28 protein-coding genes are annotated in these 24041 nt (G+C 32.7%); 9 read left to right on the top strand and 19 right to left on the bottom strand.

Annotated features, from left to right (window positions below; genetic code table 11):
* Window positions 1-21 precede the first annotated feature (21 nt).
* The 6 genes from D1869_RS02415 to D1869_RS02390 are packed head-to-tail and all read right to left on the bottom strand — an operon-like array spanning window position 22 to window position 5134.
* Entirely contained in the window at window positions 22-1902 is a 1881-nt protein-coding gene (locus D1869_RS02415; RefSeq protein ID WP_156013753.1) for a type II secretion system F family protein, read from the bottom strand.
* A 32-nt stretch (window positions 1903-1934) separates the two neighbouring features.
* Window positions 1935-3014 (bottom strand): TGS domain-containing protein, encoded by a 1080-nt coding sequence (locus D1869_RS02410; RefSeq protein ID WP_156013752.1) that lies wholly within the window; start codon window positions 3012-3014, stop codon window positions 1935-1937.
* Window positions 3008-3634: a ribonuclease HII gene (gene rnhB, locus D1869_RS02405; protein WP_156013751.1), complete on the bottom strand. Its 627-nt coding sequence runs from the start codon at window positions 3632-3634 to the stop codon at window positions 3008-3010. Before rnhB ends, D1869_RS02410 begins: the two co-directional genes overlap by 7 nt.
* A complete protein-coding gene (locus tag D1869_RS02400; RefSeq protein WP_156013750.1) occupies window positions 3631-4341 on the bottom strand; it encodes a 60S ribosomal export protein NMD3 in 711 nt (236 codons plus the stop codon). The genes rnhB and D1869_RS02400 overlap by 4 nt, the downstream gene beginning before the upstream one ends.
* A gap of 5 nt (window positions 4342-4346) precedes the next feature.
* Window positions 4347-4643 (bottom strand): DUF424 domain-containing protein, encoded by a 297-nt coding sequence (locus D1869_RS02395; protein ID WP_052846357.1) that lies wholly within the window; start codon window positions 4641-4643, stop codon window positions 4347-4349.
* A gap of 5 nt (window positions 4644-4648) precedes the next feature.
* Window positions 4649-5134: a translation initiation factor IF-2 subunit beta gene (locus D1869_RS02390; protein ID WP_156013749.1), complete on the bottom strand. Its 486-nt coding sequence runs from the start codon at window positions 5132-5134 to the stop codon at window positions 4649-4651.
* A 35-nt stretch (window positions 5135-5169) separates the two neighbouring features.
* On the opposite strand from D1869_RS02390, the gene D1869_RS02385 reads away from it, so the two are divergent.
* From D1869_RS02385 to D1869_RS02365, 5 genes are read left to right on the top strand one after another with little or no spacing between them, the layout of a single operon-like run.
* Window positions 5170-6369 carry a tRNA (N(6)-L-threonylcarbamoyladenosine(37)-C(2))-methylthiotransferase gene (locus D1869_RS02385; protein WP_231113787.1) on the top strand — a complete coding sequence of 400 codons (1200 nt, stop codon included), beginning with the start codon at window positions 5170-5172 and terminating at the stop codon, window positions 6367-6369.
* Between the two features lie 54 nt (window positions 6370-6423).
* On the top strand, window positions 6424-7608 hold the full coding sequence (locus D1869_RS02380; RefSeq protein ID WP_156013747.1) for a thiolase family protein: 1185 nt from the start codon (window positions 6424-6426) through the stop codon (window positions 7606-7608).
* Window positions 7609-7651: 43 nt separating this feature from the next.
* The gene (locus tag D1869_RS02375) at window positions 7652-7978 is read left to right on the top strand and encodes a translation initiation factor aIF-1A (protein ID WP_052846355.1); all 327 of its coding nucleotides are present in this window, start codon (window positions 7652-7654) and stop codon (window positions 7976-7978) included.
* Between the two features lie 4 nt (window positions 7979-7982).
* A complete protein-coding gene (locus D1869_RS02370) occupies window positions 7983-8753 on the top strand; it encodes a serine protein kinase RIO (RefSeq protein WP_156013746.1) in 771 nt (256 codons plus the stop codon).
* The gene (locus tag D1869_RS02365; protein ID WP_156013745.1) at window positions 8753-9298 is read left to right on the top strand and encodes a KH domain-containing protein; all 546 of its coding nucleotides are present in this window, start codon (window positions 8753-8755) and stop codon (window positions 9296-9298) included. The genes D1869_RS02370 and D1869_RS02365 overlap by 1 nt, the downstream gene beginning before the upstream one ends.
* On the opposite strand, the gene D1869_RS02360 is transcribed toward D1869_RS02365, so the two are convergent.
* Both D1869_RS02360 and D1869_RS02355 read right to left on the bottom strand, forming a co-directional pair.
* On the bottom strand, window positions 9272-9808 hold the full coding sequence (locus tag D1869_RS02360) for a hypothetical protein (protein WP_156013744.1): 537 nt from the start codon (window positions 9806-9808) through the stop codon (window positions 9272-9274). The genes D1869_RS02365 and D1869_RS02360 overlap by 27 nt on opposite strands.
* 64 nt (window positions 9809-9872) lie before the next feature.
* Entirely contained in the window at window positions 9873-10898 is a 1026-nt protein-coding gene (locus D1869_RS02355) for a DUF1152 domain-containing protein (RefSeq protein WP_231113677.1), read from the bottom strand.
* A gap of 117 nt (window positions 10899-11015) precedes the next feature.
* On the opposite strand from D1869_RS02355, the gene D1869_RS02350 reads away from it, so the two are divergent.
* Both D1869_RS02350 and D1869_RS02345 read left to right on the top strand, forming a co-directional pair.
* Complete coding sequence (locus D1869_RS02350) at window positions 11016-11537, top strand: hypothetical protein (protein WP_156013743.1); 522 nt, start codon at window positions 11016-11018, stop codon at window positions 11535-11537.
* Window positions 11516-11830, top strand: a complete 315-nt coding sequence (locus tag D1869_RS02345; RefSeq protein WP_052846885.1) for a hypothetical protein — start codon at window positions 11516-11518, stop codon at window positions 11828-11830. Before D1869_RS02350 ends, D1869_RS02345 begins: the two co-directional genes overlap by 22 nt.
* Here the strand turns inward: D1869_RS02345 and D1869_RS02340 are convergent.
* Genes D1869_RS02340 through D1869_RS02320 form a run of 5 tightly spaced genes read right to left on the bottom strand, consistent with a single transcriptional unit; the run spans window position 11827 to window position 16250 of the window.
* Window positions 11827-12951 (bottom strand): aminotransferase class I/II-fold pyridoxal phosphate-dependent enzyme, encoded by a 1125-nt coding sequence (locus D1869_RS02340; protein WP_156013742.1) that lies wholly within the window; start codon window positions 12949-12951, stop codon window positions 11827-11829. The two genes, D1869_RS02345 and D1869_RS02340, sit on opposite strands and share 4 nt — an antisense overlap.
* The gene (locus D1869_RS02335; RefSeq protein ID WP_156013741.1) at window positions 12935-13855 is read right to left on the bottom strand and encodes a homoserine kinase; all 921 of its coding nucleotides are present in this window, start codon (window positions 13853-13855) and stop codon (window positions 12935-12937) included. Before D1869_RS02335 ends, D1869_RS02340 begins: the two co-directional genes overlap by 17 nt.
* An 11-nt stretch (window positions 13856-13866) precedes the next feature.
* A complete protein-coding gene (locus tag D1869_RS02330) occupies window positions 13867-15504 on the bottom strand; it encodes a molybdopterin-binding protein (RefSeq protein ID WP_156013740.1) in 1638 nt (545 codons plus the stop codon).
* A 30-nt stretch (window positions 15505-15534) separates the two neighbouring features.
* Window positions 15535-15816 (bottom strand): PqqD family protein, encoded by a 282-nt coding sequence (locus D1869_RS02325; RefSeq protein WP_010978481.1) that lies wholly within the window; start codon window positions 15814-15816, stop codon window positions 15535-15537.
* A complete protein-coding gene (locus tag D1869_RS02320; protein WP_010978480.1) occupies window positions 15813-16250 on the bottom strand; it encodes a single stranded DNA-binding domain-containing protein in 438 nt (145 codons plus the stop codon). The genes D1869_RS02325 and D1869_RS02320 overlap by 4 nt, the downstream gene beginning before the upstream one ends.
* A gap of 212 nt (window positions 16251-16462) precedes the next feature.
* Between D1869_RS02320 and D1869_RS02315 the strand changes: the two genes are divergently transcribed.
* Entirely contained in the window at window positions 16463-17614 is a 1152-nt protein-coding gene (locus D1869_RS02315) for an AAA family ATPase (RefSeq protein ID WP_375781462.1), read from the top strand.
* Window positions 17611-18972 carry a vWA domain-containing protein gene (locus D1869_RS02310; RefSeq protein ID WP_156013738.1) on the top strand — a complete coding sequence of 454 codons (1362 nt, stop codon included), beginning with the start codon at window positions 17611-17613 and terminating at the stop codon, window positions 18970-18972. The genes D1869_RS02315 and D1869_RS02310 overlap by 4 nt, the downstream gene beginning before the upstream one ends.
* Before the next feature lie 86 nt (window positions 18973-19058).
* On the opposite strand, the gene D1869_RS02305 is transcribed toward D1869_RS02310, so the two are convergent.
* Genes D1869_RS02305 through D1869_RS02280 form a run of 6 tightly spaced genes read right to left on the bottom strand, consistent with a single transcriptional unit; the run spans window position 19059 to window position 24041 of the window.
* On the bottom strand, window positions 19059-19409 hold the full coding sequence (locus D1869_RS02305) for a succinate dehydrogenase (protein ID WP_156013737.1): 351 nt from the start codon (window positions 19407-19409) through the stop codon (window positions 19059-19061).
* Complete coding sequence (locus tag D1869_RS02300) at window positions 19409-20281, bottom strand: CoB--CoM heterodisulfide reductase iron-sulfur subunit B family protein (RefSeq protein WP_156013736.1); 873 nt, start codon at window positions 20279-20281, stop codon at window positions 19409-19411. Before D1869_RS02300 ends, D1869_RS02305 begins: the two co-directional genes overlap by 1 nt.
* On the bottom strand, window positions 20278-21240 hold the full coding sequence (locus D1869_RS02295) for a succinate dehydrogenase/fumarate reductase iron-sulfur subunit (RefSeq protein WP_156013735.1): 963 nt from the start codon (window positions 21238-21240) through the stop codon (window positions 20278-20280). Before D1869_RS02295 ends, D1869_RS02300 begins: the two co-directional genes overlap by 4 nt.
* A gap of 2 nt (window positions 21241-21242) precedes the next feature.
* Window positions 21243-22943: a succinate dehydrogenase flavoprotein subunit gene (locus tag D1869_RS02290; protein WP_156013734.1), complete on the bottom strand. Its 1701-nt coding sequence runs from the start codon at window positions 22941-22943 to the stop codon at window positions 21243-21245.
* 32 nt (window positions 22944-22975) lie between these two features.
* A complete protein-coding gene (locus D1869_RS02285) occupies window positions 22976-23770 on the bottom strand; it encodes an HAD-IIA family hydrolase (RefSeq protein WP_156013733.1) in 795 nt (264 codons plus the stop codon).
* Window positions 23757-24041 (bottom strand): hypothetical protein, encoded by a 285-nt coding sequence (locus D1869_RS02280; protein ID WP_010978472.1) that lies wholly within the window; start codon window positions 24039-24041, stop codon window positions 23757-23759. The genes D1869_RS02285 and D1869_RS02280 overlap by 14 nt, the downstream gene beginning before the upstream one ends.

Here is a 24041-nt window from a genome sequence, read left to right as displayed (position 1 = left end):
GCTTTTCTTCTATATAAGCTTTTATAGAGTGGGAGCTACTGGAGATGTAAATGAGAATTTGATACTTAGTGTTAACAATACTAGAATCATTGTGATTATCAATAGAATTATAGCATGCAAATATCCGTTTGCTATTCTTCCACTAGCTAATTTACCCACCAATAACCCAGCTGTATATGCATTAAACACAGATGATAATGACGCTATATATACTGCTTTAGGAACTAAAACTTGTGCAGCAGCTAGTGGACCATAACTTGTAATGAAACTACTGGAACTTAATAAGGATATTATAGCTGATGATAATATAATTGTTGCAATTAAAGCTAAAATAGAACCTATGTAAGGCATATAAAGTAATATCTTTATTTTAGCATAATATTCACGTCTAATTCTTATTTGTGCATCTAATTGATCTGCTAAAGTTTCTACTGATTCTGGTGTTAGACTCCCTATCTCTATCATATCAGCTAACGATGTAAATGCAATTTTTGTGGAGAAATCAATAATAATATCTGAAGCCTTTCTAAAAGCATCCTTAATCGGTATACCTAGATTAATGTATGCATATACTCTTCTTAATATGTTTTGTAGTTTACCTAATTCTTTAGAATCTTTAAGGTTTTTAATTACTGCTTCTGGAGATAATCCTGCTCTTGAACCTTCGCCAATAGCTCTGAGGAATCTAGCTACATAGATATCATATCCGCTACCTTCATTCAATTCTCTTTTTACTATAATATACGGAGGAATAAGCGACAGTATAAGACCTATTGTTAATCCTATCACAGTAGCTGGAATATAATTTAAATTTCCAGAAAGTGTAAATAGACCTAGCAACATGTATTTAGGAGCTACAGGAATTTGATGAGTTATCTTAGCTATTATAGGCTCTAGAACTATCATTAAAATTATACCAAGAATAATTCCTACTGGGAACAACATTAAGAAAATCTTGTCAGCTCGCAATTGTTTTTCTGGGAATTTATACTGCGTTTGATCTACTACCCATACAAATAAAATGTTTACAATTGGAATTCCTAGGACAGCAAAAGCCCCTAATATTCCAATTGGTAATACATGCAATTGGGGAAAAACGGCTTCTAGAATTAATATTAAGAAAAAGCTAATAAAACCTGAAGCTAACCATGTAACGTAACCTTCTCCAACACCCGATAAATTATCCGCAGCTTTTGATGCTTGCAATTCCATATTTTTTAGGATATCCTTAATTTTAGATTGCATTGTCTCAAAAACTGGAGCACCAGTTCTAATTGCTGTAATATATGTTACCATTAGATCATTATATAGTTTAGAAGGAACTATTTTAGTTGACTCATCTATTGCCTTTTCCACCGATTCTCCTAGAAAATTAATCCTTTTCACAATATATTTTGCTATACTATTCATATAATTAAATGCTTTAGTTTTTGAGAGATTTTCAAAAAGTAATCTTGGAGAAAGTCCACTTCTAAGGAATACTAAAAATAAAGCCGAAAATGCTGGAGTTTCAGCCTCAACTCCAATTCTTCTACTTTCTACTTTCTGTGATACGTTAGAAATTAATACTAAGTATGTCACTACTGGAATAATCACACCAAACAGTATGAACATAATTCCGCCTACAGCAAATTTAGATAGTTTAGTTAATTCAAATTCTCTTAAAAATATAAAGCCTGGAAATAATAACATTACTCCAATAATTATACCTAAAATCAAGAAGAAAAATAACCTTGAAGCATAAATTCTTGGATCATCTGACAAGCCAGCTTGCTTAAGCTTTTTATCTAAGGATTTAGCAAGCGGTTCTACTAGTGGTGTTCTATAAAATAACAAATCTATTTGCGATATATTAATCTTTTCATCTGATGGTTTTTTCTTCCCACTAGAAATAACCGCCATATAATATATTTCAACATTATACATATAAGCTTTTATTTAACATGTATCTCTACTATATCACCATCTTCTAATACATAATCAGCACCAACTTTTTGACCTTGGAATTTTACAGACTTTCCCCACACCCTAGCATATTTAAAATTCTCAGCCAGGTCATTATGTAATTTTCTTGCTACATCTATCACAGTAGAGCCACGTTTTAAGGTTAAAGGCTCAGATGTAGGTTTCTCTCCAGGCTCTTTTGTATAAACTCTAATAATATCTAACGATCTGAAAATAGCTTCCTTTAATTTGTTAATATCAAATAGACTCACTACAACAATATCTGGTAACGAAAAAGGCTCTTGAGTAGCTATTATAGCCTGTTTATAAAATGCTGTTTCAAATACTTCCTTCTCTATATCATCTAAAGTAACTTCTCCTAATATTTTAACTAACGCATTTTTAATTCCGAAACTTTCTAAATAATTCTTCACTTCAGACTCATTGGTACCTATTAGTTTTCCTAAGAGTACTATCCTTATACCACTATTACCGTATCTACTTCTATCTATTATTACTTTCCCCTTAGGTTTTTTAAGATATATTCCATTATTTTCTAAGAAATCACGAATATTAAAGAACTCCTCTCTATCCTTAACAACTATCAATAATGAGTCCGCATTCTTTACTAAACCAAGCACTTTTCCTACTAATGCTTTAGCCTCAAAAATTAATGGGGGAGGATTAACCAATTGAATTTTGATATCTTGATATTCCATCATCCCTGGGATAGGTAGCTCTTTAGGATCATTTTTAACATTTGTTAAAATTCTCATTAATTTGTTCCTTAATTCATTATTACCTAAGAGTACTACCTGTCCAGCACCTTCTTTTTCTATGAAAAATTGTAGCCCTTTACCTAGTGAAGAAGATTTCTTTTTCTCTAATTGAGCCTCTTCTTTTAATTCTGCTAGCCTTCTTTTAGCCCAATATACTAAATTTTCAGTACCTTTATGTTTAGGAACAGCACTTAAAAATTCTTGGAGAGCTTTGATTTTCTCCTCTGTAGTTTTAGCATCCATATATTTTAACCATTTTGCCTTAGCCTCAGCTGGTAAGTTAGTTACCATTTTCTAATATAATAATTAGGAGCTATCTCTTGTAAAATTTTCCAACTCCTTCTTATGATAGGGGGCGGAGTTAAATATTCCTTATAAACGTTCTTAACCCAATTTACTGTTTTAGGATCTGAGGGATAACCACTACCAAAATCTCCATATTTTGACTTAAGCGTATCAATTATATTATCTCTAATAACCTTAGCAATAATACTTGCAGCACTTGCCTCTACAAAATAAACATCTGCATTAGTTACAATGTTAGGTTCCATTCCAAGTTTTATAATTTCTTGCTCAACAACTTTTGTATTCCCAACCTTATCTATACTTATTCTAATGGGTTTAAATTCTACTAGAGAATAGATTATTTTTATCATAGCTTTATATGTTAACTCATTTAGATTTTCACTATCAATCTCTTCTGGTGAGACTTTTACTATTGTAAATCCCTCGGAATAAGAACATATAATATCAAACAATTTTTCCCTTCTATTTCTCGTTAATTGTTTGCTATCTTTCACACCCATATTCTTTAAAAACTTTAACCTATCATTCTTAATAGCAACTCCAGCAACAATCATCGGACCAATTAATGATCCTCTACCAGCTTCATCAATTCCAACTACTATCATACTCTAACTGATATAACTAATTTAGCAAATTTTTTACCGTTTCTGATTGTTTCATCCTGATAACTTTCCATAATTTTTACGTCTTTTACCATTGAAGTAAAATTAGAAACTAGCCTTTTCGCTACTGTTTTATTTATGAAATAATAATCTACTCCTTCTTTTCCTTCAACCACATCGGATAAGCTATCTATAATATCATCAGTAAAGAAAGACTCAAAGACTGTTCGCTTTTTAGCGTCAAATTTTCCCTCTTTAAATCTTAGTTGTATAATAGCTTCATAATATCTTGATTTCTTCCTTATACAAGATGTACATAAAGTTCTTTCTATGTTTAAATCAACAACTTTAGTTAAAGTGAAAGGTTTTCCTCTTATTTTGCCTTCAATATTAAGCGTTACAAAAGTGTGTCCATTAACGTCTTTCCAGATATTTTCGATATGATAGCTTATCTCTTCTACATTAGGATCTACTTCTATCTTTTTCCCAATTTCTCTATATATTATAGATTCTACGGGTGTTAGAGTTTTATCCTTACTTCGTATCCACTTGCCATTTACCCATTCAGCTCCACATAATTTACAATACTTACCTTTTATACTCTCTGGCAAACTTACGATTTCTTTGGTTTTTATATAACAATCAACGCATAATGAGCCAATAAATTCCCCTTCCTCTCTACCACATAAAACGCAAAATTTTCGTGCCATAATTCTCACATATTATATATTTGTGCAAACTTAACTCCTTGTATAGAGATTACTCCCTCTTCTTTTAAAAAACCTCTTTTTACTGCTTCTTCTATTATTTTATTTCCTACTATACTGACAACGTTTGCTTCATCTAGAAGTGAAAAAGCGTAATCAAGAGAAACTTCTTGCCCTTCATAAAATTCCTTATTTATCACTAGATTTACTTCGCCTTCTTTAAATGTCTTACCTATAAGTTCAGGCTCACAGATATTAACAAAAACATAACCTTCTCTCCTTATAATATTTAAGCTAACTTTCATTTTACTCACAACGGTTTAACTGGTGTTTTAGCACCACAAGCTAAACATGAAATATACCACGCTTTTTTCTCTTTTATTAGAACGGTATCAAGACTTTTACATGTACTGCATTGAACGTAAGTTTTTATAAATCTTTCCATGATTTTATTTATAGAAGCTGAAGAAAATTTTCCTTGAATGACTAATTGTCCGTTTTCATCAACATTTCCTGGAGCTGCTAATTCCTTTAAGATGAATTTTGCACATAGCTTATCTTCTCTTCTTATTCTATCACAATATTCACTAAAATTCTTTATTATTGTGTTATTTCCTATTGATAATATAATCAGATTTGGTAATGACTGTCCACTGACCTTTTGAACTCTTTCAGGTAGTTTTGAATACAATCTGTCCAATAGTTTAATATACTCTTCTTCTGTAGACACAAGTAATCTTAAGAGGTTGAAGTATAAATTACTTATGATTAGTTGTGAAGGTTTATATTGAAACATATGGTTGTGCACTTAATAAAGGAGATTCATACATAATGATGACTTTATTAAAAGATAAAGGTCATGATATAGTTGACAGTTATAATCAAGCTGATGTAATAGTTCTGAATACTTGTGCTGTTAGATTAGAAACAGAAGAAAGAATGAAGCAAAGGATAAAGGAATTGGAAAAAATCGGAAAAAAACTAATAATAGCTGGGTGTTTGGTTAGTTCTCAACCAGCATTAGTAATAAGCCTAGCACCGGAAAGTAGTATTGTTGGAGCACAAAGTATAGACAAAATAGTTGAGGCAGTGGAAAGTAACAAGAGAGAGATATTTCTTGAAGAAAGTAAAGAATTAGTCACGCCTAGAATATTTGAAGGTAAAATTTCAATAATACCAATTGCTGATGGTTGTGCTGGAGATTGTAATTTTTGTATAACTAAATTAGCTAGAAAGAAACTAAGAAGTTATCCTCCAAGAAATATAGTAAATGCTGTTAAAGAGGCTGTTCAGAAAGGTGCTGTAGAAATAGAACTTACAGCACAGGATACTGCAGCTTACGGATTGGATATTAACTACAACTTAGTAGAATTACTGAAGGAAATATTAGAAATAGAAGGGAATTATATGATAAGAATAGGTATGATGACCCCAGAATTAGCTATTAAACAAATTGATGAGATATTAGAAATAATTAAAGATAAGAGAATATATAAGTTCTTACACTTACCCGTACAAAGCGGAGATGATAGAGTTCTGAAGCTAATGAATAGAAAATATACCGTTGATGAATATAGAGAGTTAGTTAAGGAAATAAGAGACAAAATACCAATAGTTAACATAACTACGGATATTATAATTGGTCATCCAGGAGAAGATGATGAAGCTTTTCAGAATACAATAAATCTTATTAAAGAAATAAAGTTTGAAAGAATACACCTAGCAATGTATTCAATACGTCCTAATACGCGAAGCGCATCAATGCCACAAGTGCCAGATTCTATAAAGAAGCAGCGAATGAAAATTGCTAATGAAGTGTATGAAGAGGTAGCATATTCTGTTCACTCTGAATATTTAGGTTCAAATGCTTTAGTTTTAACTACTGAATTGGGTAGAAAAGGCTCAATAATAGGAAGAACTATTAATTATATCCCAGTCGTAATTAAGGATTATGATAAATTAGGTGAGTGGATTAACGTAAAAATTACTGAGGCATCATTTTTTGATTTAAGAGGAAAATTTATTCAATAATGAGACAAATTCAAATGCATAAAAATTTAAAATAGTTTAAACAAAGTGATTAATATGGATGCATATATTGTTTCCGCTGTAAGAACTCCTATAGGAAAATTTGGTGGAGTATTTAAGGACATACCTCCTTATGAGTTAGGAGCTATTGCAATAAAGGAGGCTTTAAAAAAAGCTAACGTTGATCCTGCTAAAGTAGATATAACAATAATGGGGAATATACTTAGGGCAGGACATGGGCAGGATTTGGCAAGACAAGCAGCAATAAGAGCTGGAATTCCAATGGAAATTGATGGTTATTGTGTTGACATGGTGTGTTCATCTGGTATGGTAAGTGTGATAAACGCAGTACAGATGATAAAAAGTGGGGATGCAGATATAGTAGTAGCTGGTGGAATGGAGAGTATGAGCCAGGCTATGTTAGCAATTAGAAGTGAGGCAAGATGGGGAGTCAAAATGCTGTTAGGTAAAAAATTGGACTTTATTGACACAATGTTGATAGACGGGCTTACAGATCCATTCAACATGAAATTGATGGGACAGGAAGCTGATATGGTTGCAAAGTCACACAATATCAGTAGAAGAGAGTTAGATGAAGTGGCTTATGAAAGTCATAAGAGAGCAATAATAGCTACTGACAAAGGATATTTTGCTAAGGAGATAGTACCAGTTAAAGTAGATGGCAAAGAAGTTACTCAAGATGAAGGAATTAGAAGGGACACATCCATAGAAAAATTATCACAACTAAAGCCTGCATTTAGTCCTGATGGTGTACATACTGCAGGAAACTCATCTCAGATTTCCGATGGTTCATCAGCATTAGTTATAGTAAGTGAAAAAGTAGTTAAAGAATATAAATTGGAACCAATAGCTAAGATTTTAGGTTATAGTTGGGTTGGAATTGAAAGTTGGAGATTTACTGAAGCACCTATATTTGCTGTTAAGAAATTACTACAGAAATTAAATATGGAAATTTCACACTTTGATTATTTCGAGAATAATGAAGCTTTTGCAGTCAACAATGTACTCTACAATAAATATTTGGGTGTTCCGTATGACAGATTAAACGTATTTGGAGGAGCAATAGCCTTAGGTCATCCAATAGGTGCTAGTGGTGCCAGAATAATAACAACACTTATTAATGTGTTATCAACAATGGGAGGAAAAAGAGGAATAGCTAGTATCTGTCATGGTACTGGAGGAAGTACGGCCATTGCTATTGAATTATTAAGGCCTCTATAACTTTTTAGGTTTAAAAAACAATATGAAAATGGTGGCTAACTGATTGGCTAAAAAGAAAACAAATGAGCAACCTTCTGTAAAAGAAGTACCCAAACCAGCAGAAGGAGAAGTTATTTGTGTGGTAAAGAAAATGCTAGGAGCTGAACATGTACAAGTCATTTGTTTAGATGGAAAAGAAAGACTAGGAAGAATACCAGGAAAAATGAAGAAAAAGATGTGGGTAAAAGAAGGAGATGTGGTATTAGCAGCACCTTGGGACTTTCAGCCAAATAAATGTGATATTATATATAAATATAGCGAAAGTGAGGTTAGAAGATTAGAGGAAGAGCAAGTAGTTTCCGCTGATATCATAGAGCAGTTAAGAGGATGATTTTTTGGAGAGAAAAGGGAAAAAGGAGGAGAAACGAAGGAAAGATGAAGATCTTTTTAAAGTTGTTGACTCAACACTAGATACTCGAACTTATTATCTTCTTTATCAATTATCTAGAAAATTAAACTTAAAAAATATATATGGTGCTATATCCTCTGGAAAAGAAGCCAAAGTTTATCCAGCAATAACAGAAGATGGAAAGTGGTACGCATTAAAAATATATTATGTATCTACTGCCGCAAGTAAAAGAGCATTAGAAAAGTATACATTTGGTGATCCTAGATTTGAAGGTATAAAAGTATCTAATACAAGACAATTAATAAGTGTATGGGCAAGAAAAGAGTTTAAGAATTTAAGTCGTCTTTTCAAAAATGATGTGAGAGTACCAGAGCCAATTTATGTTCTTGAGAATATTTTAGTGATGCAATTTATTGGAGAAGACGGAATCAGAGCACCCCTTCTAAAAGAACTTCCAGATGACGAAATAAATGAGGAATTGTACAAAGATATTATAGATCAGCTAGATAAAATGGTAAATAAAGCTGAATTAGTGCACGGAGATTTAAGTGAATATAACATCATGGTTAAGGATGGAAAAAACTATATTATAGATGTAAGTCAAGCAGTAGATATAGATCATCCAAATGCACTAGAATTATTAAAGAGAGATATAGAGAATATAAATACATTCTTTGAAAGTAAGGGAATTGAGATTATTGAGACTGAGGAAATATTAAGGAGATTTAAGATATATGAAAATGAGGACCAAAATTGATGTATATTACTGTACCAGATGATAAAATTAATTTAGTAAAATCAATACTAGGAAGACTAGAAGAGATCAGCAATACTAAGATAGAATTTGATGAAAAGACTAAATCTATAAGAGTATTTCCAAAAGATAATAATGCTTATGAGGCTATGAAAGTTGTCTCAGTTATAAAAGCTATTGGCATCGGTTTTGATGTTGATGAGGCTATGAAACTTATGAGAGATGATTATGTTCTAGATATTATTGATTTGAAAGATTCTACTAATGGACCAGAAGATATGAAGAGGATTAAAGGAAGAATAATTGGTGAAAAAGGAAAAACTAAGAAAATAATTCAAGAATATACTGGAGTGAATATAATTATTGCTGATCACTATGTTGGAATATTAGGTACTATTGAACAGGCAGATATAGCAAAAAGAGCCATAGAGATGCTAATTAAAGGAAAAGAGCATTCTACTGTATATAAATACCTAGACAAGGCTGAAAGAGAATTATCGCTATTTAATGTTAACAAAGCTTTAAAAGAGGGACTCGATAATACTTAAGCTTTCTTCACTGTATCTGCTAGTATACGTCTTTATTATTCTCTCGTAACTTAACAAAATCTCTCTAGTTTTAGAATTATTGAGAAGCATTTTAAGATTCTCTACTTCGCCTTTATATGCATACCTAAAGAAGTTTAATAATACTTTTTTTGGCATACTTAATATCTCTTCAGTACTGAATAAATGTGGAGATGGTTTCATAACAAGTGTAAGATGAATTCCATCTAGCATAGCTATCATAGCCAATTTATGTGCAGTATATTCTTTTGTAGGCGATTTACTAGAAGCTTTAACCTCAATGTAATATTTCTTTCCACATTTCTCTGCTTCTAAATCATGAGTTGGTAAATCAACATATCTTACATTTTTGAATTCCATGTTCTCTAGAACTCTAATTGCCTTATATTCCATCGCAAAGCCTAACAATATACCTTTAGCCTTTTGTAATGCGTATTCGATATCTTCATCAGAAAGATCATAAGTATTTTTTAACTCATCAAGTATATTCACAGCTTATATAATTACATCAAAGGTTATAAATTATTTTACATGTTTTAAGATATAATATAGAAAATTAACAATTAATCTTAAGTCCACCTAATTTCCTTCTTCCTTCACTTCTTATTTGTAATATTTTTTCTGAATCAATATTCCTTGCATTTAACCCAAACTTAGCATACAAATCTAGTTCAAAATTATATTCTGTGTAAATACCAACTTCATTAAGTTTTCTATTTGCGTCATCCAGCGAACTACTATTTTTAACTATGTCATACAGAGGTGATGTATAAGCCACTTTTTTAGGATCAAGGAAAAACATAATTGAAGATACTGGAGAGACTTTCACTCTTCTAGTTCCGTTCCTTATTGGGATTTCACCATAAAGCCCCTTAAATGCTTCAAGGGGAATTCTAGAAGCTTCAGTATTGACATTTGATAATATTATTTCTAAGTCTCTTTCCATGTCTTTATCAATACCCTTAATATCTATTAATCCCTCATTTCTGGCTATTTCAGAAATACGTTTTAGAATATACTCTTGTTCCAATTCCCCGTCGCTACCTGCACCTATTGTTGCTAAAAGAACATTAAAACCCATATTTTCTAGCTCAACTAAAGACGCTAACATGAGGAAGTCAATTAATGGACTTCCAAGAGTTTCTTCGCAACCTTTTGCTAATACATCACCACCTGCATCTACTCCAATAATAAAATTAGTATTTAACCTTGAAGCTAAATCTGCAATTCCTTCTGCAATACTTTTAGGACCATATTTTATACAGATAGAATAACCCTTGTCTATCTTCATAGCTTTCAGGAAACGAACTAATTGAGGTATCACAGCTAACCCATTCCTAATTGCATATGACGATTGATTAACCTCAGTTATTACATCATTAATCATAACAATATTTTTCATATCTTCCTTACATATCGGACCTGGTAAAGGATCTTCTACATATCTTTCCCATGTTACAGCTCCTACTATACTTGAAATATTTTTTAAAGAGAGATACTTCATTACAATATAAGTAGATGCTACGTCTCCCCCTCCACCTAGTCCAAAAACGAATGCATTCATATTTAACCTTTTACTCATTTTGTACTTTCAAGATTTAAATACTAAGTTACGTTAAATTATACTCTCCATGTTAACGTATTATCTGATTCTTATCTTTAAACATGAGACTGCTTAGAAAATATATAGTGTTACTTGATGAGCGATGTAATAGATTATTCAAACTCACAATTTGAATTCGAAAACCTAAGAATTGGAGAAGCTACAGCACATATAATAGCTGCCGCCTCTATTGTAGAAGAACTAGAAGGAAATTTACCTGAGGTAAACGAGACTGTCAGAAGATATGTTGATGCTTGGATTTCGTATTTAGTTCCTATTGACTATGTTCCAGGTATGGCTGAAATAATAGGTAATAAGGTAAATAAGAAGATAACACAAATATTCCCAGAAATAACAGAAGAAGAATTGGCTGAAACATTAGAAATGACCATCGATATGAAAAAATCCTTAGATAATAATGAAATACCTGTTTTTTATAAAGAATTTGAAGTTAGAACCGAGAAAGTTTTAAGAATTTTAGGAATTGATCTTAATGATATAAAAATATTTTTAGATGTAGACTTATATAAAAGATTAACAAGATTAGTCTCAATTTTAGCAATAGCCATAGGAATTTCTGCTATATGGGATCCGAAATGGATAGTGGAATATCAATAACTGCAGAAAAATTGGTAGATATAACTGCTAGAGTAGCTAGTAAAATAAAAGTAGAGGATAGAGAAATTGAAAAAGCAGTTGGTATATCCTCATTTAATTTGGCAAAAAAATCTGTTGAGAAAGTAGCTTTTTGGTTAACAGAGTCAAGGAATTCTCTACTTTATTGTAAGCTTTGTGGTAAGGGACCATTTACGAAAAGAGGATTATATTTACATTTAATAAGACTGCATAGAAACGAAATAAAGACTATGTTAGAAGAAGAGCTTAAAAACGAAATAAGGGCAATAATTTAATTAAGTGAAGTTAGTGCTTTATCTAAATCCTCTATTAAATCGTTAACATCCTCTATCCCAACAGAAAGTCTTAACATAGAATCCGAAATACCAATGATTTTCCTTTCCTCGGGAGTTAAAGTTCTATGAGTCATTGTTGCAGGATGTGAAATTGTAGAATTCACTCCACCTAAAGTCTGTGCAGGTAAAATAACTTTGAATTTCGTTATTAAATTAAGTGCATCATTCATACTACCTTTAATTTCAAATGTAACTACACCACCGTATCCTTTTAGTATTCGTCTAGCAGTTTCGTAATCTGGATGTGACTTTAGTCCAGGATAATATACTGATTTGATTTTATTATGTTCTTGTAAATATTCAGCTATTTTCTGTGCGTTTGAATTAATCACATCCATTCTAATTTTAAGAGTTTTTATTCCTCTTATCACAAGATATGCTGCATGAGGATCTAAAGATGTGCCCAAAGTTCTTCTCATTAAATCTACTTTAGTCATTAATTCTTTAGACCCAGCACCTAAACCAGCAATAACATCATTATGTCCTGCTATAAATTTTGAAGCACTATGTAAAACTATATCTGCACCTTGAACTAACGGTTTCTGGTTGATTGGTGTTGAAAAAGTAGCGTCAGTAATTAGTAAGCTTCCATTCTCTTTACATATTTTTGAAAGAGCTGGAATATCTATAACTCTTAATAATGGATTTGATATAGTTTCAACATAAACAATATCGTATTTTTTGACTTTTACCATTTCTAAAATTTCTCCTGGATTTGCAACATCTACTTCTACTCCTAGATTACGCATGAAGTCCGTAAAGAATCTGTAAGTCCTTCCAAACATATCTCTATGTATTAGTATTTTGCTCCCAGGCTTAGCTAATGTAAGCAAAGTAGACGAAATAGCCCCCATTCCAGATGAAAAAGCTACTCCCATCTCTGCCTCTTCAAGTTCAGATATCTTTTCGGCAAGTTTAAGTACAGTCGGGTTAACTTCTCGGCTATACCGATATTTCTCACCTATAGGATAAATATAAGAAGTAGTCTGATATATTGGAGTAGTTATAGCACCAGTCTCTTCATCATATCCTTCCGTTGTAACTTTAGTCCCTTCTCTCAACCCATGCACCTCCTGAAACTTTAGCTATTTTATATGTGCATTCATATCCATAAGCTTTACAAACATTAAGTGATTCCCCAAGAATTTTATTTTTATCTGACTTTGAATCAACGAAAATAGCAATTGTTGGACCAGCACCACTAACGCATGCCCCGATAGCATCATATAATAGTGAAATTTCCTTTATTTTGGGATAGTGAGGGAATAAGGGTTCTCTAGCTTTTTCAATAATTTCATCATTTAAACCTAACCTAACCAATTCTCTATCACCCTTAATGAAGCCTAGTAAAAGAGATGATAGATATCTAGCATTAGTAACATATTTAGATGTATCAATTTGTTTTGGAACCATCTCTCTTGCTTTTTTAGTTTTTGCTTCTATTCTAACAAATGGTATAATAAGTATTATTTGAAACTCAAGATTGAGAGGTACTTGCTCAACCTTAACGGGATTAGAATTTAACACACTTACTAGACCGCCCACCAGACTTGCTGCTACATTATCTGGATGTGGAGAACCAGATGAGGCTATTTCCCCTTTCATAGCAAAGTTAACTAATTCTTGTCGGCTTAAACCAAGTTTAAAAATCTCATTGGCCGCATAAACCGCAGCAGCAGCAGACGCGCCACTACTACCTAAGCCCAAACCGGCTGGGATCCCTTTTATAATCTTTAACCTAATCTTTGCTTTAATATCATATGACCTTAGCAATTCAAGCAAAGCAAAACTAGCTGAATTCTTTTCTATTGATAGTGGTACACCATTTCCCTCTACTTTTATATCTAATTCACTAGAATTTTGAACGTAAATTTCGATTGTATCTTCAAAAGCATCATGTGCTAGTGCTAGTATATCATAACCAGCACCTAAGTTTGCCGATGACGAGAAAGCTTTTACAATCATAAACGATAATATTAAGATAGAGTTTTAAGTTTTGACTTATATTCATCTTTACAAACAATAATCAGCTTTTCTTCACCAATTTCCTTACCTTCACTGATAATAGTGTCTGGCGCTATTACTGTAGCCTTACCGATAAAATTAGGAGATAAAGATACATAACGTAATTTTATAGAAGAATTTTGAACCATTCTGCTTAATCCAATCCAATCATGATAACCCACAATCTTTTCTCCATTACCGTTTTGTAATATTTTTCTCTTATACACATATTCACCAGATATTGAGTTATCGTAAAGATTACTAATTACAATAACGTCACCAATTCCGTATTTAAGAGCTTTTAATGCTGGGTAAGAACCTAAGGGAATTTTTCTAAATTCTGAGAACAATTTAAGTAATTTAGGTTCTTCTTCTCCTATATAAGTAGGTCTTAAATCCAATCTCTTTAAATATACATAAACTTCTTCTCCCTCTTTATGCTCTTCAGCAGGCTCAAGACCTATATAACCATCAGCCACTGAAAAAGTTCCTATCATATAGCTATCAAAGGGTATACTTAAAGCAAAGTATTTTTCATCTTTTTTAAACAAATATACTGGAAGATAAGTGTAACGGTTCTTATCAGCTTTTGCATCGTTTAGTAATATTGCTTTAACTTTAATTTCGTCTGTTAATTCTTTTCCAGCTACTATTGAGAGATATTTATTTATTACCCTTTCAGTTATCATAACAGTTGAAACAATATTGCCTGGAAGACCTATTACTGCTTTTCCTTTTACGGTAGCTAAAATTGTTGGTTTTCCCGGTTTAAACTTTAATCCATGAACTATAATTTTACCTAATTCTCTAATTACTTGATGGACAAAATCCTTCTCACCAGCACTTGTACCTCCAGTTAATATCACCACATCTGCTAAATCTAAACCTTTAAGTAACTCTTCTTTGATCAATTCCTTATCGTCCCTTACATGAGTATAACCAATAATGTCATATCCTTCTGATTTTAGTTTAGCATAAAGATAAAATGAATTAGATTCATAAATCTTTCCTTTCTGTAACGGCTTTCCCGGCTCTATTAGTTCATCTCCGGTTGTTATTATATAGATTTTAGGTCTTTTAAATACTTTAACCTTTGTTATTCCAACAGAAGCTAAAAGTGCTATTTTTTCAGCCTTAATGATTTCTCCAGGCTTTAAAATTTCAAACCCTTTAGGAATATCGCTTCCTATAAATCCAATATTTTCTCCAAATCTTACTTTTCTTCCTACAAAGATTTTATCTCCCTTTCTTTCAGTTTCTTCGACCTTAATTACAGCTGTGGCATTTTCTGGAATTATAGAACCAGTATCAACTTCTACAGCTTCTTTATCTTTTATTTCAATCTCCTTATATTCTCCTATACTAATCTTATCAATTACAGTAAACTCTCCTGGAGTTTCTGAGTCAATTATAGCATAACCATCAACAGTAGATCTTGAAAATGGTGGTAAGTCAATTGGAGAAAAAACATATTCAGCGGAAACCCTATTTAATGAGTCTAGTATATCAACCTCTTCTACCCCAATGGGTTTAGGAGAAGTTTCATTAATGAAAATCCTTAATGCATCTTCAGCCAAAAGTAAGTTCTTATCGTCTAATATGGCTCGCATAAAAGAAAATAAAAAACAAAACTTATAACTTTACATACTTATGAGTGAGGCCTTTTTCAACTCATCTAGAACCATTAATATAGGGTCACGAACTTGTTCAACAGATAAGTTTGCCTCTTGACTAATTTGAGTTACGATTTGATCAACAGTTTTTTCTCCATCACATAAGTCCCAAACATAATAAGCTATAGGTGCTAATTCGTAAACCTTATCCTCTGAAACTTTAACTATATATCCTTCTCCATCTTCACTTTTATCTAGGAATTCTCCTATTTTTTGTGGTTTTAAATTCTTTACTTCATCAAAATTCATTCTTCCTCACCACTCTCTTCTTCAAATCTTGGTCTTCTTCCTCCTCTGCCTTGTCTTCTTCCTCCTCTGAAAGGTCTCCTATACTCTCCAGCTGATGGAGTAGTATCTGGAATTTGATCCGCTTGCGGAAAAGATTCATCATTTACTTCTGAAATTTGTGATTTGCTACCAGCATTTAACTGGACCTTCCCCTTATAAGCAGTAGTCCATGCATTGTCTATCTTTACTACCATTCCCTCCTTTATAGAACCAGCTAATTTACCCCATAATGTTAGTTTTACCCTACCAGTATCGTCACCAACTATAGCTTCACTTATCGTCCTAGCACCATTTTTTGTTTGTATAACTTTTGCTTCTGTTGCTTCTAAAACTCTTACAGTTACATTAACATTTTCCATTCCTGGTTTTAGATTATTTATTTTCTCTTCTCCCATTCGACTCGACTCACGAGATTTGTTAAAATATACTTTACGTCATAGTATAAAAATTCTTGTCATATCGTGAATAAGGTATCGATTAACTAGTTTAAGTTTAAAAAGAGGCTGATTTTTTGTTCCATATTATTTTGTATGTTTTAAACTAATCATCCAATATTGTTAAGATTTCTTTTTAAGCTATACAGCTATAATTATCTTTGGGAATAAATGTGAGTAGTAATCAACAATTATTAGAATATCCTAAAAAGTTTGTTGAATTACTCTCAGCTCCATTCATAGGAAGGGAGGAAGAGGCTAAAGTCATAACACTAGCCCTACTCTCTAAAGAGCACGTGATTTTAATTGGAGAACCAGGTACAGCAAAGTCTGCACTAGCAAGAAGAGCTGCTGAATTGCTGAACGCCAAGTTCTTTATGTATCTATTAACTAAATATACCGAACCAGCTGAATTATTTGGAGCTTTAGATATAAACGCATTAAAACAAGGCATATATAAAAGAATTACTAAAGATAGACTACCAGAAAGTGAAATAGCATTCCTAGATGAAATATTTAATGCTAATTCAGCCATATTAAATGCCTTATTATCTTTGTTAAATGAAAGAGTAATATACGATGGATATAACGTAATAAAAGTACCATTACGAACATTAATATCAGCAAGTAACAGAGTTCCAGATGAACCGGAGTTAGATGCTTTATATGATAGACTTTTACTAAGACACTACGCGAGACCCGTTAGTGAAGATCTATGGAAAGATCTGATAAACTCTGCATGGGATTATGAGTTCTCTAATAAATGGGTAGTTAAAGAGCCAATTATGAATATAAAACAATTGGATGATTTATACAGCTTAATTCCCCAAGTAGATTTGTCCCCAGTGAAAAGTAAACTATTAAAGCTGTATGCAATGCTAGAAGAAAAAGGAATTCATCTAACAGATAGAAGAAAAGGTAAAGTATTGAAAATAGTTTCTGCTCATGCTATACTTAATGGAAGATTAAAAGCTATTGAAGAAGATTTAATAGTACTAAAGTATATAGCCCCAAAGGAAATAGATGACTTTGAGAAAGTATCAGCACTATTATCAGAAGAGCTAAAGACACCTATTAAATATATGAAAGAGCTGAATGAAATCTACTCAAATATAAAAGAAGCGAGTAAATATGTTGATGCGGCTAATGAGTCTGATCCTAGATTAATTGAGCTAATTAGAAGTTTAAGGGCTACTAGGGACAGAGTGATGGCTTTAGGAAAGGAGAGTGGAGACGAAAAAGTGGAAGATTTTTCAAAGGAAGTTGTTAAAGAAATCGATGTACTATTAGAAAAAGTAGCTAGAAAGCTGGGGATTTATACATGAGTGAAGAAGAAGGTTTTTTAAGAGGTATTGATTATGAAGATCCTTTAGTTCGTTATCGTGGTGAAAGAATAAGTTATACATTGAAAAAACTTAGTGGTAGAGATTTACAATTAGATGAGAATTTTTTGATAGATACATATTACATCCATTACTTACCTATGCCTATACCTAAAACAAAGGAGGATGTTCCTAAAGGAAAAGAAATAATGTATAGATTTATAGATATGATGCTAAATTCACCTTTAGTTGAAGAGAATAGGAATTACTCTATGGTTAACTCAGCTGTTAGTATGGCATTATCTGTTAGTTATGTTCAAAATCTAATAGAAGAATTAGAAAGAATAAAGAGAACTTCACAATCCCAAGAAGAAAGACAAATGGCTGAGCAAATACTTAACGGTCTAATGAAAGGAAGTGGAGGAAAGCAAGGACAAAAACAACAGCAACAACAAGATAGTCAGCAAATGGAGAAACTAATGAAACAAGTTAATGACAAAGCACTAAGCAAAGCAATAGAAGACGCAGAATCAGTTAGAAATTTACAGAAAATAATAGGTGGCAATGGTGCAGGTACGGGTTCGATACTTAATTTTGAAGGAGAAATTCATGAAGTTCTTAGATTAGCTAGAAATACAGAAATAAAGAAAATTCTAGAATTTTTAAGTGGAATGCCCAGATTAGGAAGCTTTACAAAGAAAAGAACCACAAGATTTTCTAGAGGAGAACTTTATGGATACGAGGAAGGCTCAGATCTTGAGAGGATCGTATCTTCTGAATTAGCTTTGCCAGAAGAATTATTCTACATAAAACTTGCCGAATCCCAATTATTATTGTATCAAAAGAGAATAAAAGAAGTATTAGGACCTATCTATTTATTACTAGATAAATCTGGAAGTATGGATGGTGAAAAAATAATATGGGCTAAAGCTGTAGCCTTGGCATTATATAGTAGAGCTAGAAGAGAAAATAGAGATTTCTATATTAGATTCTTTGATAATATACCTTATCCTTTAATTAAAGTTCCTAAAAATGCAAAAAGTAAAGATGTTGTTAAAATGATAGAATATATTGGCAAAATAAGAGGAGGAGGAGGTACTGATATCAGTAGATCTGTAATTTCAGCATGTGAAGATATTAAAGAAGGTCATGTAAAAGGAGTAAGTGAGATAATATTATTAACGGATGGTGAGGATAAAATTGCTGAAACTACAGTAAGAAGATCTTTGAAAGAGGCTAATTCTACATTAATTAGCGTAATGATAAGAGGAGATAATGCTGATTTAAGAAGAGTCTCAGATCAATATTTAGTAGTATATAAATTAGATCATGAAGACCTTTTGAAGGTAGTAGAATCATAAAGGAGGAGGACCCAGCATCATCCCATCCATACTTGGGCGTCAGCTGGGCATGGCCACTCAACCATATACTTTCATAAAATAAAAAATTATTTTTTAAGAGATGAAAGGTATTCCTTAAGGTATTTCATATCTTCTTCTAAGTTGTCCAAATCCTCTTTTAACCATAATAATCCACCAGCAGCGTCTTCAATCTCACCTTTAACTTTTAACTGTGAAATCTTATCTTTCCAATTGAATATATCCTTAGATATTACTAAGACATAGAGGTCCCCTTCGTTTCTTAGATGAATTTTACCCCAGAATAATTCATCAACCTTATATTCTAATTCTTTTCCGAAAGGAGGTCTCTCCGGTCTCTCACTTACTGAATACCAACCTCTTGTTATAATGGCTCCTATTTTTGTTAACGTATCACTAATCTTGTCCTCATACGACATTAAACTACACCCTTTGAGATTAGAACTTGTTTAGCCAAATTACTTATACCTAATTCATCAGCCGAAAAACCGAATGCTAAACCTAGTAATTGAGTTATATATATTGCTGGAAGAGTCCAATTAGTATTAAACTCAGCCTTTATTTTAAGTTGTAGTGAATCTAGCTGTAAATGACACAAGCTACAAGGGTGAACTAAAATGTCTGCTTCTTGGTCTTTTGCACTTTTTAATACACTATATGCCATTTTTATTCCCACGCTTGGATTACTACCCATTAAAGGAAAACCACAACATGACCTAGCATTAGGAAATGTTACTGGAGTTGCACCAGTAACTGAAATCAAATCTTCCATACTATGAGGATTAAATGCTGGTTCAAAACCCATTATTTCCTCTGGTCTTAACATCTGACATCCATAATATGCCGCAACTCTTAATCCAGTTAATGGTCTTTTTACTTTTTCCTTGATTTTCTGAATTCCTATATCTCTAACAAGAACCCATACTATATGTTCAGCATTAGCTTTTCCAGAATAGCTAATTGACGTACCCTTAATTCTTTCCTCAACTTTTTTCCTTATATCTTTATTTTCCTTAAACTTATATGTAGCTAACCTATGGCTATGAAGACAAACACTACAAGGAGTAATCATTTTATTATATCCCATTTTTTCCACTATCGATAAATTCCTTAGGTTTAAGGCAACATGCCCAACTTCGTCATATTCATCATAGAATCCTCCTCCGCAGCAATTCCAATCCTTTACTTCTTCTAGCTTTAACCCTAGAGTTTCGAATACTTTTCTTGTTGCAATATCTACATCCTTAGAAAGCCCATGAGTCGCACAGCCTGGATAATACGCATAACTCATTTATTATCACCACTAAGAATTTTCCTGATCTCACTTATATTTTCAACTGATTTCTCTTTTACTAAAGCATACTTAACTTTACCGGATTGGAAAAGATAAATGAAATCTTTTATGGAACCAAGTAATCCGTACGTGCTAAGATAAACCTTAGCCTCTTCTAGTTTTCCAGTTTCTAATAGAGAATTAAATATTGCTTCAATATGCTTCTCTCCAGTTTGTGCTATTGAGGTCTTTTCTTTGGCTAGTCTAGTGTAAGCTCTAGTTTTCTTTATAGCTGTTACTGGTTCTATATCTCTTGGGCAAACATTATAGCACATATAACAGTACGTACAACGCCATGCACTATCTATAAGAATCTTCATCCTCTCTTCAGTGATTGTGTCTCTAGGATCAGCTAGGAATCTATAACCTTTTGCATGAGCAGCAGGACCTAAAAATTCTGGATCCATTTTAACACTCGGACAAGCTGATACACATAGCCCGCACCATATACATTGAGCGAATTTCCAAAGCTCTCTTTGATCTTCAGGTTTTAATCTTTGTTCAACATTACCTTCTAAAACCTCCTTATGAGGATAAAGTCTAGGTTTAACTTTATACATTCTTTGATAAAATTCATCTAAATCAACAATAAGATCTTTAACTGGTTTAAAATAATCCATCGGCTCTATTGTGATAACATTAGAACCGTATTTCTTTGCCATATCAATTACTAATGTTTTACATGCAAGTCTTGGCTCTCCATTAATTTTCATTCCACAACTTCCGCAAACTGCCATATGACAAGATGCTCTGTATGCAAGCGTAGGATCTTGTTCACTTTTAATTCTTCTTAAAGCCTCGGTAAATTGAGTAAATCTATCAACTTTTAATTTATATTCTTGCCACCAATATCCTTTTTCAGGGGAATATCTCTTTATCTTAAGCACTACATCCATCTCTTCATTTTGTAGAGACATTTTTAATACACCCTAGCTTCTGGTTTCCATTTTGTCATTTTTACGGGTTTGTATGTAATTTCTACACTATTACCTCTGAGATATGCTATGGTATGTTTGAGCCAGTTTTGATCATCTCTTTCTGGGTAATCCAACCTATAATGAGCCCCTCTTGATTCTTTTCTGTTTAAAGCAGAAGTAGCTATTACAAGGGCTAGATCTAACATGTTCTTAAGCTCAAGAGCATTATAAAATTCTGTGTTATAGACTTTACTCTTATCTAATACATACATTTTTTTCATATCTTCTCTTAGCTTCATAATTTCTGAAAGAGCAGTTTTTAGTCCATTTTCATCTCTAAACACACCAACGTAGTCCCACATCGTATCTCTCAATCTTTCTAATATTTCTCCAAAATGAACACCACTTTCGCTTTTAACTACCTCATAGGCTGAATCAATCATTTTTTCAGCTTCTTTATCAATATCGGACGAAGGCTCAGTATAACTTTTAAGAAATTCGACAACAGCCCTTCCTGTTTCTCTACCAAATACTAAAGTTTCTAACAAAGAGTTAGATCCTAATCTGTTAGCACCATGTACTGAAACACATGCTGCTTCTCCTGCTGCAAATAATCCAACCAAATCTGGATTTCTACCAGTTATATCTACATCAATACCTCCCATATAATAATGTTGGGCCGGCCTTACCGGAATCATTTCTTTGGTCGCATCTATTCCTGCAAAGCTCTTTGCTGCTTCATAAGCTAGAGCTAATCTCTCCTTAATATAATCCTCACCTAAATGAGTAAGATCTAAGCCTACATACCCTCCCGGAAATCCCCTACCTTCTTTTACTTCAGTAAGTATTGCTCTAGAAACTATATCCCTAGGGGCAAGATCCAGTTTTTTAGGGGCGTATCTTGCCATAAATCTTTCTCCTTTAACGTTTCTTAGTACTGCTCCCTCTCCTCTTGCAGCTTCACTAATTAAAATATCTGAGGGATACAATGCTGTAGGATGGAATTGAACAAATTCTGGATCTTTTAATGCGACCCTTGCTCTTAATGCCATAGCATAACCGTCACCAGTATTGATATAACTATTAGTTGAATGCCTATATAACATCCCCATACCTCCGGAAGCTATCACAACAGCTTTTGCTTTGAAAAATACTGGAACCATATTCCTCATATCAAAAGCTATAATACCTCTAATCCTATTCTCATCTCTAACTAATTCCCACGCAAACCATTCAAAATAGAAATCTACACTACCTAAACCAGAAGTTCTTTCATACACTGTATGTAATAGTGCCATTCCAGTCTTATCTCCAACAAATCTAGTTCTAGGATAAGTTTGCCCACCAAAATATCTTACAGCAACTCGTCCATCTGGTTGCCTATTAAATAAAGTTCCCCATCTTTCTAGAAGCATCACTATCTCTCCGGACTTATATGCTAAGAGTTCAGCAGCATCTTGATCGACTAAATAATCGCCTCCTTTGATAGTATCATAAGCCATATAATCTGGATTATCATTTGGATCCGAATTGCCTTGAATGTAGGCCGCAATTCCTCCTTCAGCAGCCGCTGAATGTGATCTGGTAGGGAATACTTTAGAGATTACTGCCACGTTATAACCTGCTGAAGCTACCTCGTGTGCTGCCATTAATCCAGCTAACCCAGCTCCTACGATTACAACATCGTATGAAACTTTCTCCACATGAGTAAATGCATATTTTGACTAAAAAACCTTTATTTCACAATTTCATTTAGAGAGTTTACTACAAACTTAGGTTTAATATTTGTTCTCTCAATATCTTTTATCGAAGATATACCAGTTAAAACCAAAATTGTATCTACACCAGCATTAATACCCATTTTTATATCAGTCTCTAATTGATCACCAATTATAACAGCTTTATTCAAATTATTTATGCCAGATAATTTCAATGCTATTTCTATAATCCAAGTATTTGGTTTACCTGCTATAAAGTCAGGCTCTCGTTGAAGTGCGTAAATTATAGCAGACGCTAATGCCCCGGCTCCTAATTTTAAACCATCCTTAGAAGGCCAAAGCCTATCCATATTTGTAACTATAAACTTAGAACCTTTGTAAATACACCTCATTGCTGTAGATAATTTTTCGTATGTACTTAATCTATCTAAACCTAAAACTACTGCATCTGGTATTTCCTCTTCTACTTCATTTGAGCTAATTATTCTAAAATTAAAATTTTTTAGTTCCTCGATTAGTCCTTCTTCACCCACAACAAAAACAGTTTTCACATCAGTCCTTTCCTTAAGATAAATTGCTGCTGCAGTCCCACTAGTTATAATATCTTTAGGCTCTATCTTTACTCCTAAATAATTTAATTGTCTAGATAAAATCACCCTACTAAAACCAGAATTATTAGTAATTAATAATACTTTTTTACCTCTTTCTATAATTTTCTTGATTGCTACAATATTACTCCATATAGGTTCTCCTTCTCTGACCAAGACTCCATCTACATCACTTATTATAAGTTCATAATCATCCAATAACATTGGACTTCAACTCGTTCATTTTTATCTTTATTTTTTCTATTAGCTTATTTTCGTCCTCAGCAAACACAAAATATCCAAAAGGATAATAAAGTATACTCTCGCAATCCCATCTAACAAAAGGTAACGTAACTTTTGCGTAAATGGTATTATTACCTCTATAAATTCCTATTACATAATTCTCGTCATTTTTCTCTATTATATAAATATCGCATTCCTCTTTTTTATAATGGACTACTTTTTTGGCATTCAACATTTCATTTGTCAATAGCAT

Origin of the sequence: Sulfurisphaera ohwakuensis (assembly GCF_009729055.1) — an archaeon.
In the GTDB taxonomy this organism is placed as follows: Archaea; Thermoproteota; Thermoprotei_A; order Sulfolobales; family Sulfolobaceae; genus Sulfurisphaera; species Sulfurisphaera ohwakuensis.
Note: the sequence above shows the minus strand (reverse complement) of the source record. Positions and strands in the feature narration are given on the sequence as shown.

What these genes read in the sequence shown, in the direction of transcription:
- D1869_RS02365 (WP_156013745.1), top strand. Translation starts at nt 8,753, where the DNA reads ATGTATATTACTGTACCAGATGATAAAATTAATTTAGTAAAATCAATA.
- D1869_RS02355 (WP_231113677.1), bottom strand. Translation starts at nt 10,898, where the DNA reads ATGAGTAAAAGGTTAAATATGAATGCATTCGTTTTTGGACTAGGTGGA.
- D1869_RS02335 (WP_156013741.1), bottom strand. Translation starts at nt 13,855, where the DNA reads ATGATTGTAAAAGCTTTCTCGTCATCGGCAAACTTAGGTGCTGGTTAT.
- D1869_RS02395 (WP_052846357.1), bottom strand. Translation starts at nt 4,643, where the DNA reads ATGAAAGTTAGCTTAAATATTATAAGGAGAGAAGGTTATGTTTTTGTT.
- D1869_RS02295 (WP_156013735.1), bottom strand. Translation starts at nt 21,240, where the DNA reads ATGTCTCTACAAAATGAAGAGATGGATGTAGTGCTTAAGATAAAGAGA.
- D1869_RS02325 (WP_010978481.1), bottom strand. Translation starts at nt 15,816, where the DNA reads ATGAATTTTGATGAAGTAAAGAATTTAAAACCACAAAAAATAGGAGAA.
- D1869_RS02350 (WP_156013743.1), top strand. Translation starts at nt 11,016, where the DNA reads ATGAGCGATGTAATAGATTATTCAAACTCACAATTTGAATTCGAAAAC.
- rnhB (WP_156013751.1), bottom strand. Translation starts at nt 3,634, where the DNA reads ATGATAGTAGTTGGAATTGATGAAGCTGGTAGAGGATCATTAATTGGT.
- D1869_RS02415 (WP_156013753.1), bottom strand. Translation starts at nt 1,902, where the DNA reads ATGGCGGTTATTTCTAGTGGGAAGAAAAAACCATCAGATGAAAAGATT.
- D1869_RS02330 (WP_156013740.1), bottom strand. Translation starts at nt 15,504, where the DNA reads ATGCGAGCCATATTAGACGATAAGAACTTACTTTTGGCTGAAGATGCA.
- D1869_RS02380 (WP_156013747.1), top strand. Translation starts at nt 6,424, where the DNA reads ATGGATGCATATATTGTTTCCGCTGTAAGAACTCCTATAGGAAAATTT.
- D1869_RS02410 (WP_156013752.1), bottom strand. Translation starts at nt 3,014, where the DNA reads ATGGTAACTAACTTACCAGCTGAGGCTAAGGCAAAATGGTTAAAATAT.
- D1869_RS02320 (WP_010978480.1), bottom strand. Translation starts at nt 16,250, where the DNA reads ATGGGAGAAGAGAAAATAAATAATCTAAAACCAGGAATGGAAAATGTT.
- D1869_RS02400 (WP_156013750.1), bottom strand. Translation starts at nt 4,341, where the DNA reads ATGGCACGAAAATTTTGCGTTTTATGTGGTAGAGAGGAAGGGGAATTT.
- D1869_RS02300 (WP_156013736.1), bottom strand. Translation starts at nt 20,281, where the DNA reads ATGAGTTATGCGTATTATCCAGGCTGTGCGACTCATGGGCTTTCTAAG.
- D1869_RS02305 (WP_156013737.1), bottom strand. Translation starts at nt 19,409, where the DNA reads ATGTCGTATGAGGACAAGATTAGTGATACGTTAACAAAAATAGGAGCC.
- D1869_RS02310 (WP_156013738.1), top strand. Translation starts at nt 17,611, where the DNA reads ATGAGTGAAGAAGAAGGTTTTTTAAGAGGTATTGATTATGAAGATCCT.
- D1869_RS02390 (WP_156013749.1), bottom strand. Translation starts at nt 5,134, where the DNA reads ATGTTTCAATATAAACCTTCACAACTAATCATAAGTAATTTATACTTC.
- D1869_RS02280 (WP_010978472.1), bottom strand. Translation starts at nt 24,041, where the DNA reads ATGCTATTGACAAATGAAATGTTGAATGCCAAAAAAGTAGTCCATTAT.
- D1869_RS02285 (WP_156013733.1), bottom strand. Translation starts at nt 23,770, where the DNA reads ATGTTATTGGATGATTATGAACTTATAATAAGTGATGTAGATGGAGTC.
- D1869_RS02345 (WP_052846885.1), top strand. Translation starts at nt 11,516, where the DNA reads ATGGATAGTGGAATATCAATAACTGCAGAAAAATTGGTAGATATAACT.
- D1869_RS02385 (WP_231113787.1), top strand. Translation starts at nt 5,170, where the DNA reads ATGATGACTTTATTAAAAGATAAAGGTCATGATATAGTTGACAGTTAT.